The organism is Anaerostipes caccae L1-92, from assembly GCF_014467075.1.
Lineage (GTDB): Bacteria > Bacillota > Clostridia > Lachnospirales > Lachnospiraceae > Anaerostipes > Anaerostipes caccae.
In genome coordinates, this window is record NZ_AP023027.1 from 2,275,146 (window position 1) to 2,293,633 (window position 18,488).

The 18,488-nt window shown below is 46.1% G+C and carries 14 protein-coding genes and 1 pseudogene; 2 read left to right on the forward strand and 13 right to left on the reverse strand.

The genetic code is table 11. From position 1 onward, the window contains the following. The 7 genes from smc to pta all read right to left on the reverse strand — a co-directional run bounded on the left by smc (position 1) and on the right by pta (position 8,387). Positions 1-3,561, reverse strand: a complete 3,561-nt coding sequence (smc, locus tag ANCC_RS11105) for a chromosome segregation protein SMC (protein WP_006565848.1) — start codon at positions 3,559-3,561, stop codon at positions 1-3. A gap of 2 nt (positions 3,562-3,563) precedes the next feature. Further along, positions 3,564-4,259 carry a ribonuclease III gene (gene rnc, locus ANCC_RS11110; protein WP_006565849.1) on the reverse strand — a complete coding sequence of 232 codons (696 nt, stop codon included), beginning with the start codon at positions 4,257-4,259 and terminating at the stop codon, positions 3,564-3,566. 5 nt (positions 4,260-4,264) lie between these two features. Continuing rightward, positions 4,265-5,275: a phosphate acyltransferase PlsX gene (plsX, locus tag ANCC_RS11115; RefSeq protein ID WP_006565850.1), complete on the reverse strand. Its 1,011-nt coding sequence runs from the start codon at positions 5,273-5,275 to the stop codon at positions 4,265-4,267. Between the two features lie 112 nt (positions 5,276-5,387). Further along, entirely contained in the window at positions 5,388-5,567 is a 180-nt protein-coding gene (gene rpmF, locus ANCC_RS11120) for a 50S ribosomal protein L32 (RefSeq protein WP_006565851.1), read from the reverse strand. Positions 5,568-5,572: 5 nt separating this feature from the next. Then, a complete protein-coding gene (locus ANCC_RS11125) occupies positions 5,573-6,091 on the reverse strand; it encodes a YceD family protein (RefSeq protein WP_006565852.1) in 519 nt (172 codons plus the stop codon). Positions 6,092-6,154: 63 nt separating this feature from the next. Next, positions 6,155-7,348, reverse strand: coding sequence for an acetate/propionate family kinase (locus ANCC_RS11130; protein ID WP_039946194.1), 1,194 nt, complete (start codon positions 7,346-7,348; stop codon positions 6,155-6,157). A 34-nt stretch (positions 7,349-7,382) separates the two neighbouring features. Further along, positions 7,383-8,387, reverse strand: a complete 1,005-nt coding sequence (pta, locus tag ANCC_RS11135; RefSeq protein ID WP_006565854.1) for a phosphate acetyltransferase — start codon at positions 8,385-8,387, stop codon at positions 7,383-7,385. A 244-nt stretch (positions 8,388-8,631) separates the two neighbouring features. Here pta and ANCC_RS11140 point away from each other — a divergent pair, with 244 nt between their 5' ends. Together ANCC_RS11140 and ANCC_RS11145 are read left to right on the forward strand one after the other, a co-directional pair. Next, on the forward strand, positions 8,632-9,846 hold the full coding sequence (locus tag ANCC_RS11140) for a tRNA(Met) cytidine acetate ligase (protein ID WP_006565855.1): 1,215 nt from the start codon (positions 8,632-8,634) through the stop codon (positions 9,844-9,846). Positions 9,847-9,886: 40 nt separating this feature from the next. Next, positions 9,887-10,795 (forward strand): hypothetical protein, encoded by a 909-nt coding sequence (locus ANCC_RS11145; RefSeq protein ID WP_006565856.1) that lies wholly within the window; start codon positions 9,887-9,889, stop codon positions 10,793-10,795. Here ANCC_RS11145 and ANCC_RS11150 read toward each other — a convergent pair. From ANCC_RS11150 to ANCC_RS11175, 6 genes and pseudogenes are all read right to left on the reverse strand, one after another. Continuing rightward, positions 10,778-11,383, reverse strand: a complete 606-nt coding sequence (locus tag ANCC_RS11150) for a hypothetical protein (RefSeq protein WP_006565857.1) — start codon at positions 11,381-11,383, stop codon at positions 10,778-10,780. The two genes, ANCC_RS11145 and ANCC_RS11150, sit on opposite strands and share 18 nt — an antisense overlap. Further along, on the reverse strand, positions 11,380-11,877 hold the full coding sequence (gene coaD, locus ANCC_RS11155) for a pantetheine-phosphate adenylyltransferase (protein ID WP_006565858.1): 498 nt from the start codon (positions 11,875-11,877) through the stop codon (positions 11,380-11,382). The genes ANCC_RS11150 and coaD overlap by 4 nt, the downstream gene beginning before the upstream one ends. Positions 11,878-11,880: 3 nt before the next feature. After that, a pseudogene (rsmD, locus tag ANCC_RS11160) lies at positions 11,881-12,453 on the reverse strand (16S rRNA (guanine(966)-N(2))-methyltransferase RsmD); the annotation flags it as partial. A 105-nt stretch (positions 12,454-12,558) separates the two neighbouring features. After that, complete coding sequence (locus tag ANCC_RS11165; RefSeq protein WP_156340470.1) at positions 12,559-14,475, reverse strand: BglG family transcription antiterminator; 1,917 nt, start codon at positions 14,473-14,475, stop codon at positions 12,559-12,561. 110 nt (positions 14,476-14,585) lie between these two features. Then, entirely contained in the window at positions 14,586-16,757 is a 2,172-nt protein-coding gene (locus ANCC_RS11170; RefSeq protein WP_006565862.1) for a beta-galactosidase, read from the reverse strand. Positions 16,758-17,148: 391 nt separating this feature from the next. After that, the gene (locus tag ANCC_RS11175) at positions 17,149-18,480 is read right to left on the reverse strand and encodes an L-fucose/L-arabinose isomerase family protein (RefSeq protein WP_006565864.1); all 1,332 of its coding nucleotides are present in this window, start codon (positions 18,478-18,480) and stop codon (positions 17,149-17,151) included. Between the last annotated feature and the right edge of the window lie 8 nt (positions 18,481-18,488).

Here is an 18,488-nt window from a genome sequence, read left to right on the forward strand (position 1 = left end):
TTATTCGTCCAGATCGTTTTCGATCAGACTCACGGACACCAGCGTGGAGATACCTTTCTCCTGCATGGTGATCCCATATAAAATATCCGCTGCTGTCATTGTACCACGTCTGTGGGTAATTACAATAAATTGTGTTTCTTTTGTAAGCTTATGCAGGTATTGTGCAAATCTTGCTACATTGGAATCATCCAGTGCAGCCTCTATTTCATCCAGCAGACAAAACGGCGAAGGTTTCAGATTTTGAATCGCAAACAGAAGGGAAATAGCTGTCAGAGCTTTTTCTCCTCCGGAAAGCTGCATCATATTCTGCAGTTTTTTCCCCGGCGGCTGTGCAATGATCCGGATACCTGACTCCAGCACATCGTCGTCGGTGAGTTCGAGCCTTGCATATCCTCCCCCGAAAAGTTCCTGGAACACCTTCTGGAACATTTCCTGAATATCTTTAAACTTCTCTCTGAACTGATTCCTCATGGCAGCTTCCAGTTCATCAATCAGCCCTGCCAGATGTGCCTCAGCCTTTACGATATCTTCGTGCTGTTTTTTCAAAAATTCATATCTCTCCAAAACATCCCTGTAGTCCTCTATTGCGTTGACATTCACCGGCCCCAGTTCCCTGATCTGTGTCTTGATCTCAGCAATTTTCTTCTTTAATTCTGTAAGGCTTTCCCGAGGCTCCTCACCTGCCGCCGACTTTGCCTGATGATATGTAAGTTCATAGTTCTCCCACATGTATTCCAAAAGTTCCTGCTGTTTTTCCTCCAGCTTCTCCCTTGCAGATGTAAGCCTCAGCACTTCTTTGTCGAAGCCGTTGACTCTCTGCATAAGTTCTTCTCTGACTTTCAGACTTTCCTTATACTTTTCCTCAGTCTCTGAAAGCTTCTTCTGCTTATGAGAGAGATTCTTTTTTTCTTCTTCGATCCAGAGACTCTTTGAATGAACTGCCTCTCTGCATATTTCTATCTGCCGCTCAATGTCTCCGATGGACGAATCGACAGTACCGGTCTGCCTGCCAAGTGCCTCAAGATCCTCTTCGATCTTTGAAAGCTCCAGGCGAAGCCGTTCTCCGCTGCTCATGATGAAATCCTGGCGCTGCTTCAGCTGGCCGGCTTTCATATGTGCCTCGGAAACTTCCCTGGCCTTTTCTTCCGCCGTGCGTCTGGCTTCCTCCAGATGTCTGGAAAGACTGTGAATCTTTTGTTCTTCCGTCTGATTTGCTTCCTCCAGCACCTGTTTTTTGTCAGATAAAGATGTCACATCCCCATCCATGGACCGGTATTCCCGGCGCAGGGCTTGGGCCTGATCTAAGTATTCCTGCTCCCTCTCTGCTTCCTCGTGAATTTGTTTGTCAATGGATTTCATTGTCATCACCACGGTGTTTTCCCGAAGTGTATTTTCCTGAATCCTGCCTTTTAAACGGCTGATCTTCTCTTCCGCCTGCCCGTACTGCTCTGTCTTTTCTTCAAGCACTTTGGAGATACGCAGAATTTCATCTCTGTCCTTTAACAGCTTTTGCTCAAGTTCTTTTATTTCACGGTTTCTTCCGAGAAGATTGCTCTTATTCTTATAGGCACCTCCGGACATAGAACCTCCGGGGTTCAGTGCATCCCCGTCAAGCGTTACAATGCGGAAAGAGTGTTTGTATTTTGCTGCGATCCGTATCCCGTCGTCGATGGATTCCACGACGAGTACACGGCCGAGAAGTGACTGGAACAATTCTGAAAATCTGTCTTCATAGCTTGCGAGACAGTCACAGGTGCCGATCACTCCCTTCTCATGCACTGCCTCAGGCCTTGGAAATCCGCCCCTCTGTTTGACTGCGCTGAGCGGAAGGAATGTCACCCTGCCATATCGGTTTTTTTTCAGAAATTCGATCATTTCTTTTGCTGTCTGCTGGGTATCGGTGACTACATTCTGAATGGCTCCTCCGAGGGCAGTCTCCACAGCAAGCTCATATTTTTTCCTGACTTTCATGATATCTGCTACGGCACCGATGATGCCCGGATATCTCCCTTTCTGCTCCATCACCCTCTTGATGCCGAATCCATATCCCTCATAGCGCTCCGCCATGTTCCTTAACGTCTCATAACTGGACTGGCTCCTGTGAAAGCCTTCCTTTTTCAGGGTGAGCTCCTCCTGGACGGATCTTCTCTCATTTCCCAGTCTGCCGCAGAACTCCTGCTCTGTCTCCAACTCCTTAAGGATCTGTTTTTTTTCTTCCGCCAGCTCAAGCCTCTTAAATTCTTCCTGTTCTTTTCTCTTCTCCTGCTCTGCCCTGTGGTGCCCGGAGTTTTCTGCCTGCGAGATCAAATGGCGAATCCGCACATCCAGCTGCTCTCTCACAGTCTCCACATGCTGCAGCCTGTTGGAGAGATTCATCTGATTGTTGGCAAAACTCTGCTGATTTCTGCGAAGCTTCTCAAGTTCTTTCTCCGTATCCTGAATATCCTTCTGGAGAAATGCGACTTGGCTTTCTCTTTCCACAGTATCTTCCCGGGCTTTCAAAACCGCCTCTTCGATCTCCCTGCCCTCTTTTTGAAGTTCAGAAAGCTGTGAGCGCTTGTCCTCTTTTTCTCCGGTAAGCCGGCGGATATCAGACGACAGATGCGTCTCTCTCATCCGCTCCGTGTTCATCTGTTCTTTTAAGACCTTGATCTGGCCTTCCTGTTTCTCTTTGTCTACTTTGGCTATAGAAAGCTCTTCCGTCCCGGTCTCGATCTCGTGTTTCAGCTCGTTTAAATACCGGTCCTGTTTCTCATATTCGGCTTTCGTCTGTTCCAGGCGCCTGTCCGCGTCATCCACTTCTCCCTGGGCGATCCGGATCTTCTCATCCAGACTCTCAATCTCATCGGACAGCCGGCCGTTTTCCATGAGGAACATGGATGTGTCATATTCCTTCAGCCGGTCCCTGTATGAGAGATATTCCCTTGCCTTCTCAGACTGTGTCTTCAGCGGGCCGACCTGCCGTTCCAGTTCCGTAAGAATATCCGTTACCCGGTTTAAATTCTCCCGTTCTGCCTCCAGAGATTTTTCTGTCTCAAGTTTATTCTTTTTATATTTTACGATGCCGGCAGCCTCATCAAACAGCTCTCTCCGGTCCTCCGGCTTACCGCTCAAAATCTGGTCGATCTGTCCCTGTCCGATAATAGAATAGCCCTCTTTGCCTATTCCTGTATCAAAAAACAATTCCACGATATCTTTTCGCCTGCACGGACTGCCGTTCATCAGATATTCGCTTTCACCGGAACGGTAGACTCTCCTGGCCACTGTGACCTCTTCAAACCCGATCGGCAGGCTGTGATCACTGTTGTCCATAGTGATGGCAACGTAAGCAGAACCCATCGGCTTTCTCATCTCCGTGCCGGAAAAAATCACGTCTTCCATCTTGGCGCCCCGGAGCTGTTTTGCGCTCTGTTCTCCGAGCACCCACCGGACCGCATCCGCCACATTGCTCTTTCCGCTTCCGTTGGGACCAACGATTCCCGTAATGCCGCTGTCAAATTTAAAAATCATTTTGTTGGCGAAGGATTTAAATCCATTCACTTCAATGCTTTTCAGATACATAGCTACCTCAATATCCCGTCCTTATGCTTCATTGCCTCATAGGCTGCCGTCTGCTCCGCACTTTTCTTGCTTCTTCCGGTTCCTGTCCCAATGACTTTTTCCCCGAGCCTGGCCTCCACCGTGAAAGTCTTCTGGTGGTCCGGCCCGTCTTCCTTTATCAGTTCATAAGTAAGCGGCTGCTTGGAAAAACTCTGTACAAGTTCCTGAAGCGAAGTCTTGGCGTCATAAAACAATACTTTTTCATCTACATCCTGGAGCAGATATGTTTCCACAAACTTTCTGGCTTCCTCGAATCCCTGATCCAGATATACGGCTCCGATCACTGCCTCAAACGCATCCGATAAAATGGAATCTCTCTCCCTTCCTCCGGTCAGGTCTTCCCCTTTGCTCAGCAGCAGATAATCGCCCAGAGAGAGATCCTTGGCACAGAATGCCAGAGTAGGCTCGCAGACAAGGCTGGCTCTCATTTTGGTCAGTTTTCCCTCCGGTTCGTCTTTGTATGTGTGAAACAAATAGTCACTCATGATCAGTTCCAGCACTGCGTCTCCCAAAAACTCCAGCCGTTCATTGTCTTTCCCCCGGGAAAGTTTCCGCTCATTTGCATAGGAACTGTGGGTCAGTGCAGTTGTCAGCAATTTCTTGTCATGAAAACGAATCTTGATTTTTTTCTGAAAATCTTCCTGATTTGATTGATTCATACCTTTTATTTTTCCTTTACAATCTGTTCTTTGATCTTTTCATTGATTTTGGCCTCTGAAAAAGCAATACACTGGATGATCGCGTTCTTCGTCTCTTTTGCCTTGGAACTTCCGTGCATCTTCACGACCAGGCCGTTCAGACCGAGAAGAGGAGCTCCGCCGTGCTCCGACGCGTCAAAGCGTTTCAGGGTCTTTTTCAGTGACGGCTTCACGAGCAGGCCTCCGATCTTTCCTCTCATACTCTGCATCATGCCGTCTTTTACGATTGACATCAGCGTTGAGGACAGGCCTTCTGATAACTTCAGGATCACATTTCCCACAAAGGCATCGCAGACAACCACATCTGCCTGACCGGAATGAATTTCCCTGGCCTCGATGCTTCCGGTAAAGTTGATCTCCTCACATTCCTTCAAAAGAGGAAATGTATCTTTGACAAGCGCATTTCCCTTTGCCTCTTCCACACCTACATTTACGATGGCAACTTTCGGATTTTTAATGCCTACCACATCTTCCATATAAATAGAACCCATCTTCGCAAATTCCAGAAGGTATTCCGGTTTTGCATCCATATTGGCTCCGCTGTCAATGATCAGGGAAACACCTTTTGTAGTCGGCATCAAAGCGGCCAGAGGAGCACGCTTCACCCCTTTGATCCTGCCCACCACGAACTGTCCTCCCACGAGGATCGCCCCTGAACTTCCGGCCGATACAAATGCATCTGCAGTCTGGTCTTTTACCATCTTCATCCCGACTACCATGGAAGAATCTTTCTTCTTACGAATCGCCTCTACCGGTGATTCATCACAAGAAATTTCTTCTTCTGCATTGATCACTTCGATCTGCTCGCTCTTATAGCGGTATTTCTTTAATTCCTCGTGGATCCTCGGGGATTTTCCTACAAGGTAAACTTTAATATTGCTGTTCTCGTTGACCGCATCCACCGCGCCTTTTACGATCTCTCCGGGAGCATTGTCCCCTCCCATGGCATCCAGCGCTACTTTAACTATCTTTTCCATTTGCAACCTCCTTGATACAAAATCACCAGATGAAAAGAAATGCCATCCGCTTAAACTCATAAAGTCTAAACGCATGGCAATTCATGACAACATATGCTGCTGTTGTCAACTCTTACTGAGCATTTACGATTTCTCTTTTATTATAAGATCCGCAGGCTTTGCACACTCTGTGAGGCATCATTAATTCACCGCACTTGCTGCACTTTACTAAAGCTGGTGCAGTCATTTTCCAGTTTGCTCTACGTTTATCTCTTCTCGCTTTTGAAGATTTATTCTTTGGACAGATTGACATTGGTATTACACCTCCTTAAAATTCTTAAAAATATCCTGGATAGCTGCCATCCGTGGATCTTTAACCGCCCGGTCACAGCCACACTCTTCCTTGTTCAGATTCGTTCCGCACACTGGACAAAGTCCTCTGCAGTCTTCACTGCATAACACCTTTGTTGGCAGCAGGGGAATCACTTCTTCAAGAATAAGCTTATCCACATTGAGGCTGCTTCCATCTACGAAAGATACTTGATCCTTACAAGTTTCTTCTATGTCATCAAAATCCAATGTCCGTAAGACACTGAGCCTGATCTTTTCCGGAACCTCGGTGAGACACCGGCCGCAGGGCATCCCGACTGTGATGCTTGTCTGAAATGAGACCGAAACCGTCCTCTTCCCTTCATTTTTTAAAATGACCGGAAAAGAAGGCTTCTCCAGGATCGGATAACTTTCTCTTCTGAGGACAAGCTTCTCCATATCCAGGGAACATTCCACCGTCTCTTCATGATCCGGCATTGATAACAATTTTGATAACTGAATCAGCATACTATCTCCTAAAATTTCATACTTGTCTATTATACAAACGCGATATTTGTTTGTCAAGTAATTTTATTTTACAAGGGCTACCGTATCCCTTGCGATCATCACTTCCTCGTTGGTCGGAATGCAGAGCACTTTGACTCTGGAATCATCCGTTGAAATGACCGCTGCTTTTCCGTGCACATCGTTCTTTTCAGCATCGATCTTTGCACCGATACAATCCAAATATTCTCCAATCGCTGCTCTCGTGGCGTCGTCATTTTCTCCCAGTCCCGCAGTGAAAGCGATGGCATCCACCCCGTTCATAGCCACAGTGTAGGCTCCGATATATTTCGCTACACGGTATACATAAGCGTCCATCGCAGCCGCAGCCGCTTTGTTGCCCTCTGCCCTTGCGGCTTTGACATCTCTGAAATCGGAAGAAATACCGCCGGACAGTCCGAGCACTCCGGATTCTTTGTTTAAGATATTGACTACTTCAGACACGGTTTTATTTTCTTTGTTCGCGATGAACTCAAGAATCGCCGGGTCCAGGTCTCCGGAACGGGTACCCATGATCAGGCCCTCCAGCGGTGTCAGTCCCATCGAAGTATCCACAGACTCTCCGCCTTTGACTGCTGTGACGCTGGCACCGTTTCCTAAATGGCACACAATAATATTGATATCTTTGATGTCTTTTCCAAGCATCTTGGCAGCCTCACGGGAGACAAACTGATGGGAAGTCCCGTGGAATCCATAGCGGCGGATTCCGTCTTCATCGTAATACTTTCTCGGGATTCCATAGAGAAATGCCTTTTCCGGCATCGTCTGATGGAATGCGGTATCAAATACAGCAGCCATAGGTTTGTCCTTCATGAGTTCCCTGCAGGCCTCAATTCCGATCAGAGCCGCAGGGTTATGGAGCGGTGCGAATACGTTGCACGCCTCGATCTCTTTTAACACATCCTCTGTGATAATGCAGGATTTTGTGAACTTCTCTCCTCCGTGTACGACTCTGTGTCCCACGGCACTGATTTCGTCTAAAGATGTGATCACGCCGTTTTCTTTGTCTGTCAGCTGTTCAAGCACAATGCCGATGGCCGTCTTGTGGTCCGGCATGGCAGGAGTGGTCTTGATCTTGTCTTTTCCGGCAGGCTCATGGGTCAGGGCTCCGTCGATCCCGATCCTCTCACAGAGACCTTTTGCCAGTACATCTTCTGTGTCCGAATCGATCAGCTGGTATTTGAGGGAGGAACTTCCGCAATTAATAACTAAAACTTTCATCTTCATTCTCCTATATATTCTAATCTTTTAACCTCTAATTATTCTCCGTAAGCTGTGCCTGCACTGCCGTGATTGCCACAACTCCGACGATATCTTCCGCCTTGCATCCGCGGGACAAGTCATTGACCGGCTTTGCAATCCCCTGGGTAACCGGGCCGTAGGCTTCCGCTTTTGCCAGTCTCTGGACTAATTTGTATCCGATATTTCCTGCATCCAGATCCGGGAAGACGAGTACATTGGCTTTTCCTGCCACTTCACTTCTGGGTGCCTTCGATGCCGCCACCTCAGGAACGATCGCCGCATCCAGCTGCAGTTCTCCGCAGATCAGTGTGTCCGGATAATCTCTTTTTGCGATCGCCGTTGCTTCCACAACCTTTGTCACATCGTCGTGTTTTGCGCTTCCCACTGTGGAATGGGAAAGCATTGCAACCCTTGGTTCTTCTCCCACCAGCTGTTTAAATGTCTGCGCAGAACTTCCGGCAATGGCTGCCAGCTGTTCTGAATTGGGATTCTGATTCAGTCCGCAGTCTGCAAATACAAAAGTACCGTTGGCGCCGAGTTCACAATCCGGCACTACCATCAGGAAGAAGGCAGAAACGATCCTTGTCCCCGGAGCCGTCTTGACAACCTGAAGGGCAGACCGCAGAACGTTGGCGGATGAATTCACTGCCCCCGCAACCATGCCGTCCGCATCTCCGGCACGCACCATAGTCGCTCCGAAAAACAGCGGATTAGAAAGCAGGATTTCTTTTGCATCCTCCGGGAGCAGTCCCTTGCTCTTTCTGGCTTCGCACAAAGATTCAATGTATGTATTGAGTCTTTCGCAGTTGTTAGGATCTACAAAACAGGCCTTGGAAAGATCCAGTCCCTCTGCGCGGCTTAAAATTTCCTCCTCGTTTCCCACAAGAATAATGTCGGCGATCCCTTCTCTCAGCACTGTGTCTGCAGCCTCAAGAGTACGGGGATCTCCGGTCTCAGGCAAAACAATCTTTTTTTTCTCACTTTTAGCTCGTTCTTTAATCACATCAATAAAACTCATTACGTTGCTCCTTCCAACTTTCTACAAAGATGAATTCTTCTCATGGAAATTATACAATATTCGTTTGTTGTATACAATATGCCTTGTTGTACTTTTCCTAGTACATCTCATCTCATAATGTTTTCATTTTACTATCTTTTATTTTTAATAGCAAGTTTCAGCCTTTTATTTCCTCTTTTTTGTGCAATTTTACCTTTTTTAAGTTCTTTGTTATAATGATTTCACAAAAGAAAGGAGAGCAGCAATGAAAACTGCGGCAATTATCTGTGAGTATAACCCGTTTCACAACGGACATCTTTATCATATCGAAGAGACAAAGCGCATTTTAGGGGCTGATTATATCATTGCACTGATGAGCGGAAATTATGTACAGCGCGGCGGCCCGGCCGTCATCGAAAAAAAAACAAGAGCCAGAATGGCCCTCATGAACGGAGCTGACCTGGTGCTGGAACTGCCGCTCTGGTTTTCCTCCGGCAGCGCCCCGTATTTTGCAGACGGCAGTGTCTCCCTCCTGGAAGGTCTCGGTGTGATCGACATTCTCTCTTTTGGGAGCGAATGCGGTTCTCTGAGCCGTCTGATCTCCCTCGGAAGCTTTCTGTCGGACAGAGAGGATGACCTCACGGAACAGATTAAGTTATATTTAAAGACCGGCATTTCCTATCCTAAAGCGAGAGAAAAAGCGTTTCTCTCACTTGGCTGTTCCAAGAGTGACGCCGATATCCTAAGAGAGCCAAACAACCTTCTGGGACTCGAATATTTGATGGCGCTGAAACGCAGAAACAGCAGCATCCATCCGTTCTGTATCCCGAGGAAACAGAGCAGCCACCGGAGTCTTGATCTGACGGGCAGCATCAGTTCTGCCTCCGCCATTCGGTCACAGCTGGCTGTTTTTGACGGCCTTAGCAAGTGTCTGGAGAGCATTCCGAAAAATCTGCACCCGATTCTGCGGGAAGATTACCGGCGCTGTTTTCCCATCCTGCTTGATGATTTTTCTGATTTGCTGTCTTATAAACTCTGCATGGAAGATTCCTTTGAGGACTATTGGGACATTTCAAAGGATCTGAGTGACCGCCTGATCCGTATGGCCGTTCCGGGCCGGCCATTTTCCTGTCAGATCGAAGCCGTCAAAAATAAAAGCCTGACCTGGAGCCGTATCAGCCGGGGACTCCTGCACATCCTCCTCGGCATGAAGCAGGAGATGAAGGACAGCTATACCCGCTCAGAACAGCCCCTGTATTTTCAGATCCTCGGCTTTAAAAAAGAGGCTTCCTCTCTGATCCGGGAAATAAAAAAGAAAAAAACCTGGCCGATGGTCCGGCATTTAAGACCGCTTGACGACCCGCTTACCAAGGTCCAGTTACAGATGCTTCAGACAGAACAAAAAGCAGATGCCCTCTATCAAATGATGCTCCGGTCAAAGTTTAAGACCCAGGTAAAAGAAGAACAAATCATAATATAACCGTCCGCCTCATAGGCTTAAGAGGACAGGGGGTTTTTCTATGGGTAAATACTTTTATCAGTTTTGTTTGATTTTAACTGCGTTCCTTCTATTTTTATTTCCGGAACAGTGCGTAGCAGGCGCCAAAAACGGCCTGCTTCTCTGGTCCGGAACCATCGTGCCCACGCTCCTGCCGTTTTTTCTTCTGACAAACCTTATGATGAAATACCAGACGGTCCACTATATTTCCTATCTGTTTTATCCTCTGTTTAAACTATTTCCATGGCTGAACAAGGATCTGGCATATACAATCCTTATGGGCTTCCTGTGCGGCTATCCTCTGGGCGGCAAGATCATCAGCGATCTGGTGCTTTCAGGTTCCTATACAAAAAAAGAAGGGGAATCCCTTCTTGTGCTCTGCAACAATGTAAGCCCGATGTTTTCCATCGGCTTTACGCTGACCCTGATCTTAAAAGGGACCCTTAGTGTACCCCTTTATTTTTTCTGTCTTTATATGCCCAATCTCCTGTACTTTATCTTCATCTTATGGAAATTCAGAGGCACAGGATTTTTACACGTGCATCAGGAACACCCGAGGACTGCGGCGATCAAATCCTTTGACGAGATTGTTTTTGACAGTTTGAAGACGATTTTTACCATCGGTATTTTTATCATGGTATTTTCCATCGTATCTTCTCTTCTTCAAAGCGGCATACTGCCCTCCTATATCACGGCACCGGTCATCGGAATGCTCGAGATCACAACAGGGATCTCCCATGTGAGTTTTCTGTCCCTGGGCTTCAGACAAAAAGCAGCCGCAATCCTTGCCGTCAGCTCTTTCGGCGGCCTGTGCAGCCTGGCACAGGTCAAGAGCGTCTGCCAAAAATCACAGCTGTCTATGAAAAGCTATTTTATATTTAAGATGATCTTTGCATGCATAAGCAGCGGCATGCTATTCCTCTTCCTGTGAAACGAAATCTTCGGCTGTTCTCACCTTCGTCCGGGAAGCCCCGTCAAGCTGCTGCCGGATTTCCTCATAGTTGGTGCTGATTGACTCTATATCACTGTCCAAGGTTGATAAAAGCTGATCAAAAAGGCTTCGCTGACCCTCTTTTACTTTTGTTATGTAGTCCTGGACATCTTCCATAATATCGCATGTGTACTGCAGTGCGCCGTATCTTACCTGTTCAGCCTCTTCATTGGCATTGTGAATGACATCATTTGCGTGGTTTAAAGCAGCTTCTTCCATCTCCTTTGCACGCATTTTTGCCATCTCTACGATCTCATTCTCATCGATCAGCTCTCCGGCTTCTCTGGCCGCCTGGTCTACGATATTCTGGGCCTTGATCCTGGCATCTTCCAGGATAGCGTCTTTGTTCATCATAACCTTATGGCTGCGCTCAACCTCTCCCGGAATCTGTTTTCTCAATTCCTCAATGACAGTGATCAGCACATCCCTGTCGATGACAACCTTCCCCGGATTAAATCTTGCCGGCTTGGCCTCATCGATCAAAATTTCAATATCATCGATCATTTCATGCAAATATTTCTCACTCATGCTTCTCCCTCTATTCTTTCTCTAAATTTTTGCTTCAGCTTCTGTTCCACATACGGAGGCACCAGTTCACTGACATCTCCGTGGTAGGATGCGATCTCCCTCACGATCGTAGAGCTTAAGTATGCGTATTCCGTACTGGTGGTAAAAAACATCGTATCCAGATTGGAGTCCAGCTTATTATTGATCTGGGCTATCTGCAGTTCATACTCGAAATCCGTAACAGCGCGGAGCCCGCGGACCGTAATATCCGCGTTATTTTCACGTGCAAAGTCCACCAGCAGGCCGGAAAAAGATTTCACTTCAACATTCTCCATATCCTTTGTGGCTTCCGTGAGAAATTCCACTCTTTCTTCCATTGAAAATAAAGGATTTTTTTCACTGTTCAGCAAAATCCCTATAACCAGTTTATCAAAAACTCTGATAGAACGTTTAATAATATCCAAATGCCCATAAGTTACCGGGTCAAAGCTTCCCGGATACACTGCAATGCTCATTTCTCAGCCCTCCTGCACTTTCTGCAAAAAAGTATGCTTGTTGGTTTTATACTCCTTTATCTTCAGAACCTTCAGATGCTCAAACAACTCATCCTGAATCTCTGTCTGTAAGCTGGATTCCGCAATGACCAGGGTGTTCTCCTTTAAAAGATCCAAATGATCCAGTTCGGCAAGCACTGCTCTCTCCATTCCTTTGTTATAAGGAGGGTCCATAAAAATATAGTCAAACTTCCTGCTCTCTGATCCAAGCTTCCTCAATGCACTTATGACATCTGTCTCCAGGACCTGAGCGTCGTTTATAAGTTTTGTATGTATCAGATTGTCCCGAATACAGGCAGCCGCTTTTTTGTTTTTTTCCACAAATACAGCATGCTTACATCCCCTGCTCAGAGCCTCGATTCCGATGGCTCCGCTGCCTGCGAACAGGTCCAGAAACTCTGCTCCCGCAATTTCATGCTGGATCATATTAAACAGCGTTTCCTTAATGCGGTCCTGCGTCGGTCTCGTGTCCATTCCTTCCACTGTTTTAAGCCTTAAACTCCTGGCTTTTCCTGAAATCACTCGCATTTTTTTATCTTCCTTTGTTTTTTCTCCCTACTATTGTATTATATTCAGATAATTTGTCAACTAAATAACAAAGAAATTAAAAAGTGCAGGAAACCCGGGTCATGGGCTTCCTGCCTAGTAAATCATCTGCAGATCATCTGCAGCCTCTGCTTCCAGTAATTTTCTGACATTGTCTCCCCGCTCCAGAATAGATACCAGATCAGTGAGCAGACGGTTTCCCTCGTCTTCCACAGCAAACATAACAATACACTTTACATAAGTATTCCCCTCTTCCCCAAAAGGAATTTCCTGGTCCAGCACAGTAAGTGCCGCGCCTGGTATACGGACATGTTCCGGTCCTGCATGGACGAAAGCAATTCCTGGAATAAAAACCATGTAGGGGCCCCATTCATCCACAGAAGCTATGGCATCTTCTGTATATTGTTCAGATATACAGCCTCTGCACTCAAGATGCTTTCCCATTTTTTTAATAATCTGTCTCCATCCCTTTCCTGCCGCCTCTTCAAAGAAAAGCAGGTCCTGTCCAATAAAACCGGCAAGGGTCTCTCTTTCTTCCTGTTTTTTATCCTGCAGCCTTCTCATCAGATATCTGCACTCTTTTTCATAAGAGATCTGATAAATATTATCCTTGATCTTCTGCATATCTTTCAAGTCCAGCAGCGGATTGACAATGACCGACTTGATCTTTTTCTCTTTCAGAGGAATTGTGGATATGATCAGATCCACCTGCTCCAGATCATAAAAATCCAGCTGATTTTTTCCGATGACTGCTTTGATCTTTATCTCAGGAAACTGCAGGGAAAGTCTTGCTTTTAAAAGTGACGATGTGCCAGTTCCCCAGCCGCATATAACAATGACTTCCGGGACAAATGCCCCCTGCATGGATTTCTCAAACGCCGCCCCGATATAGGCAGCTAAATATGCAATTTCACTCTCCGGAAATACAATCTGATAATTCCTCTGATTTTTTATAATAATTTTTTTTACCATCTCATAAATAAACGGAATACGATACTGAATATCAACCATCAGAGGGTTATCTATCACAAGCTGATTTCTCAGCCGGTACATAGCTATTTTCAGATGCACAGCCAGCCCCTTCATTAAGAATTCGTCTTTGGACAGCGGGACCTTCAGTTCATTTTCGCATTCCTGTATAATGGTAACTGCAAAAAGCCGGTATTCCAACTCCACATTTTCAAAATCATTATGGTTAATATCCATCAAGAGTTTCCCGCTTTTTAAAATCTTGCCCATATAAAAAAGATCCGGTGTTCCGATCTGCATCCGGTCCGGAAACAGCATCTTAAGGATCCTCTCCTCAGGTCCTTCTTGCTGAAAGTCTCCACCCTCTATGCAGAAACCAAGGCTGATTCTTTTCAGACAGAAAGCAAGGCAGATCTCTGCCTCTTCCCGAGAAACATCCGAATATGTAATGCCCATAGAAGACTCCGCCAGACAAAGTATCCTCCTGACCTGATATTCTTCCCCGATCCTTCTCAGCGGTTTCAGATACCATTCTTTTCTCGGTGACTGATTAATTTCATAGTAAACGTGCCAGAAACCATTCCTGATATCATGCTCTTCTCCCAAAAGCTTTATCCCTTTATTAGGCTTCCGGTACAGCTCAAAAGAATATCTTTTCAGCATCTCCTCCAAACCTGCAATGTCACTGACCGCCGTATTTTTACTCACCTCAAGCTTTGATGCCAGCTGCTCAATTGTAACAAAGCCCGGCTGCCAGAACAATTCAAACAAAATAGTATAGATCCTCTCTTCCCGTGAAAGCACAGCCTCTCCGGAAATCTGATCCGCCTCATCCACTCTGGCCACGATGCGGATTCCTTTCTTTGAATTTCTTTCAAACAGATATCCTTTCTCCCGGCAGTAATCCCTGATACAGACACTGTCATTCCGGATAGACCGTTCACTGACCCGGAATTTCAAAGCCAGTTCCTTCCATCTGGCATATTCCCCCGTTTTCGTTAAATACTGAAGGATTTCTGCCTGTCTCGGCGTCAGAAAAATCATTCCGCTCCCTCTCTCCACTTCTTTTGACTGAATATTTCATTTACATAAGTGTACTACAATTTTCTTATCTTCCGCAACAAAAGACATAAACTCCCTGAATCTTCCTTTCCTCATGATTCATATACAAGATGGAAGATCTCAGGCTGCCCTTTTGTAAATTCATAAGAAAAATAATATCCGCCTGCGCCTTCCGTAAATAAAATCTCTTTTCCAGTACGCGTGTATATACTTTTTATCACTCCCGGATTTTTGTTCAGCCATACCCTGGCATGTTTCTTTCCACGTATGAAAAATCCTGCTTCACGGTCTTTTTCCACATAATTTGCAATGATGACCATTCCTTTCTTCCCGGCTTTCAAAATATGTCCGTCCAGCTCTTTATGCCGCTTATTTGTATAAGCAATGGAGATGTCCGGGGCAATCCCATGTAATTCTCTTCGCAGCAGCTCTTTATACAGTTGATTACCCCTGGCGCTGTATCCTGCATCGGCCTGGGTGGCAACATATACAGCCGTTCCTTTTTTATTTTTCTTCCGTGTGACTGCCGGTGTATCATCAAAAAATCCGGCTGTCACCTCTGTGCCCTCAGACAGCAAAAGCTTTTCTTTATGCCAGTAACCCTTATAATTTTGTCCGTCCATCGTAAGCTCAGGGTCTGATCCCGCCTCTGTTTCCAAAACCCGTACTCCAAACACTTCCCGAAGTTCAAAAGGCGGAACACATTGATTGTACCACCCATGGGTCCCCGTCATGCCGCACCTGGCTGTTCCGATCAATATGCCGCCTTCTTCCACATAGGTCTTTAAGTATCCAGCCGTCTGACCTGTTATATAAGTGAGGAACGGCATTGCAATCACCGGATAGTCCTTGGCATATCCGCTCTCCAGATGTTCGGGCGTGACAAAATCCACCTGATATCCAAGCTCATAAAATGCTTTATAAGCTCCTGCCAAGGCTTTTGCCAAAAACGACTCCTGATTTACACCATTTAAAATAACAGCATTTTCTTTTGACACAAGAAGCGCCGCCTGTCCTTTCGGCACCTGCGCCTCCATCAGAAACTTTTCGTTCTCTTTCAGAAAACCTCCAATTTCTTTTGCTGCCTCATACCGGCAGCCTTCCTCTCCGTCCAATTCCACAATGCCGCCCCAGTGAAGCGGCTGGAACTCCCATTCTTTCCATCCCTGATACAGCAGAAACTTTGCGTCATGCCCAATGCACTCAAACCCGTTTCTCAGGATTTCTTCCCTCTGTGTATTGGTATGTGGGCCTAACATCCATCCGTTGATCGGTCCGCTCTCCAGTTCATGGATCCACAGAGGTTTTTTTAAAGGCCTTGTAATACTTCTTCCGTGATCCAGAAACATGGAAGAAAATTCAGGCCGCTCCCTCAATTTATCTCCGCTCCCCGGATACAGATCATAGCCGACAAGATCAGCAGCCTTTGCCATTTCAAACTGATCCAGTCCCATCATCACTCCAAACGGATCCTGACTTTTATGATAAAAAATATTGGTTGTGGTCGGATGCCTGCGGTCAGTCTCTTTGATAATCCGGTCCTGCCAGCGGATAAACTCTGTAAAATTATCCATCCAGAACAATCTCCAATCCATCCAACGTGTCACAGAACTCCACACTTCCGGCTTTGCCTCCGGAGGCTCACATTCTTCAAAAGACCCGCAGACGGTATTGGTTGCACTCCACGTCCACGCCCGATTCAGTGCAGAAATATCCTTGTACTTCTTTTTCAGCCACTCCCGGAAATGCTGAATGGAATGTTTACAATAACAGTAAATATCCACTCTGTCCTGACCGTCTGACATAAATGGAAATCCGACCTCATTGTGAAGCTGGTAGGCATAAAGAGCCCTGTGCCCCTGATACCTTTCTGTCAGCGTCCTGATGTATCTCTCAGCCTCACTGCGGTATCCCGGATGATCAATACACGTCCATGAGTAGGATGCATGCGCTGCATATGGTATCTTTTTGCTGTTTATGATTACTGATTCAGGGTATTTTCTCCGAAACCACAAAGGCGGCGAACAAGTTCCCGTTCCAAGCAGGATTTTCATCTCCATTCTGCCGCACAGATCAAAGAATTCGTCCAAAAAGTCAAAATTAAATTCCCTTTCTCTTGGTTCAATCCGGTCCCATGTATTAAAAAGTTCGGCTGTCCTTACAATGTTAATTCCCGCCTTCCTCATGGAATCCAGATCCCTTTCCCAATTTTCTTTTTTCTCAAGCAGAGGGTAGTATCCGCCTCCGTATAAAAATTCAGCCATATTTCCTCCTATACTTTATCGCGCGAAACACGTTCACCCGAAGGGTATGAAATGCGGTGTGTCCTATGGGGTATGAGTTTTTCTCCATTATCTCCAGTCGGCTCTTAACAGGCCTCATTCCGACAATAGAGAAAAACTATCACAGGTGGCACCTTTGATTTCTAAGCAGCCTGCTCCAGCAGATATTACGTCCATTTTGACCATTTTGGAGGCCTTGCATTCGAAGAGATGTTAGTTTTTCTTCTTTCAGCAAAGTCTCGGAGGCGGTGTGCATCGCACAGTGAGGCTGTCTGAGCGTCAGCGAGTTCCGAACGGGCCGCCGGAGAGACTTTGCTGAAAGTTAGAAAATCTTACATCTCTGAGACAGCAAGCCGGAAAACTGGTCAAAATGTCATACATTTACACAATCCACAAACAGCCACCGAAGCAGTATATTTAATTCTTCTTTTATGTCTCCATAGACCAGAGTAAAATGCTGTCCGATCCCATGGCAGACAAGCGAGTTAAGGATGTTTTCCCATGAACCTTTCATTCTTACATCCATCTGGTTTCCGCTGACCATCCGGTCCTTTTCCTCTGATGTTCCGGCAGCTCTCCAAAACAGATATCCTCTGTCCGTCTCTTTTAACTGACACACCGTAACATCCCCGTGTTTCAGTCCAAACGATGAAGCGGCACCAACTTCTCTCGCCAATGTCGGCTGAATAGAAATCTGTGTCTTTTCAGGATCTTCTGCCAGCGAAACCGGTGCACAACCGCAATGCCAGAATTTTAAATTTCCATTTTCATTGTAATTGACCAGATCCGCAAAAAACACGCTGCTGCCCGACAAAAGATGCCCTATGTACATAGTCATAAGCCCTGGAATATCTCCCTCACACGAGCATATAATCCCCTCATCTCCAAGCATTCCAAGAACTGCACATGGAGCAAAATCATAGAAGTCCTGCATTTCCGGCCAGCATCTTACGGCAAATGCGCCGGTTCCCGTTTCTTTTTTGATTTCCTTAAGAGAAAGATACATCCTGGCAGCTTTGTCAATCTGCTGCCTGTCAAGCCGGCAGCTGCCGTATCTGTTTACTATCTTTTCAGCTGCTTCCAAGGTCTTTTGACTGTCCCATGATTTGCAGCGCTTCACAAGATCTTCCACAGAACTTCGGCATATCTGAGTCCCAAATGTTTTCTGAAATTTCAGTTCGTCTGCGGATGAAAAATAAAAGCCTGGTGCTCTTCCTCCAATGGTCATAAATTTGCTCTGTTTTAGTATTAAGCAGACGTTCAGGGCTTTCAGATGGTTTAACAGCAGAGAAGACACGTTTGGAAGGCAACCGAACATAAATTCAAATCTCACTCCCATTTTTTGAAAAATTCCTGATGCCATTAAGAAAGCCGTCATAGAATTAACTGCAATTTTTTCATATTTTCCAGCCTCCGGTTCAGGAAATCCCCAGAGAACAACCGGAAGTCTTTGTATTTTGGCTGCTAAAGCAAGGATTTCTTCCCCTCCGCAGAACGTTCCGCACTGCAGGATCAAACAGTCTGCATGCTCATTTTCCAGTTTACTCACAGCATTTTTAATCTCACTCTTATCTGTCAGCACTTTATGAAAAGACGTAACCTCATAGCCGTGTTGTGTTATAAATGCATCTGTCTCCTCCATGCGTTCTCCGGCAATCCCACATTCAAAGTTTCCGTACCCAATGCTGATTAACCCTACCTTCATTTTTCCTC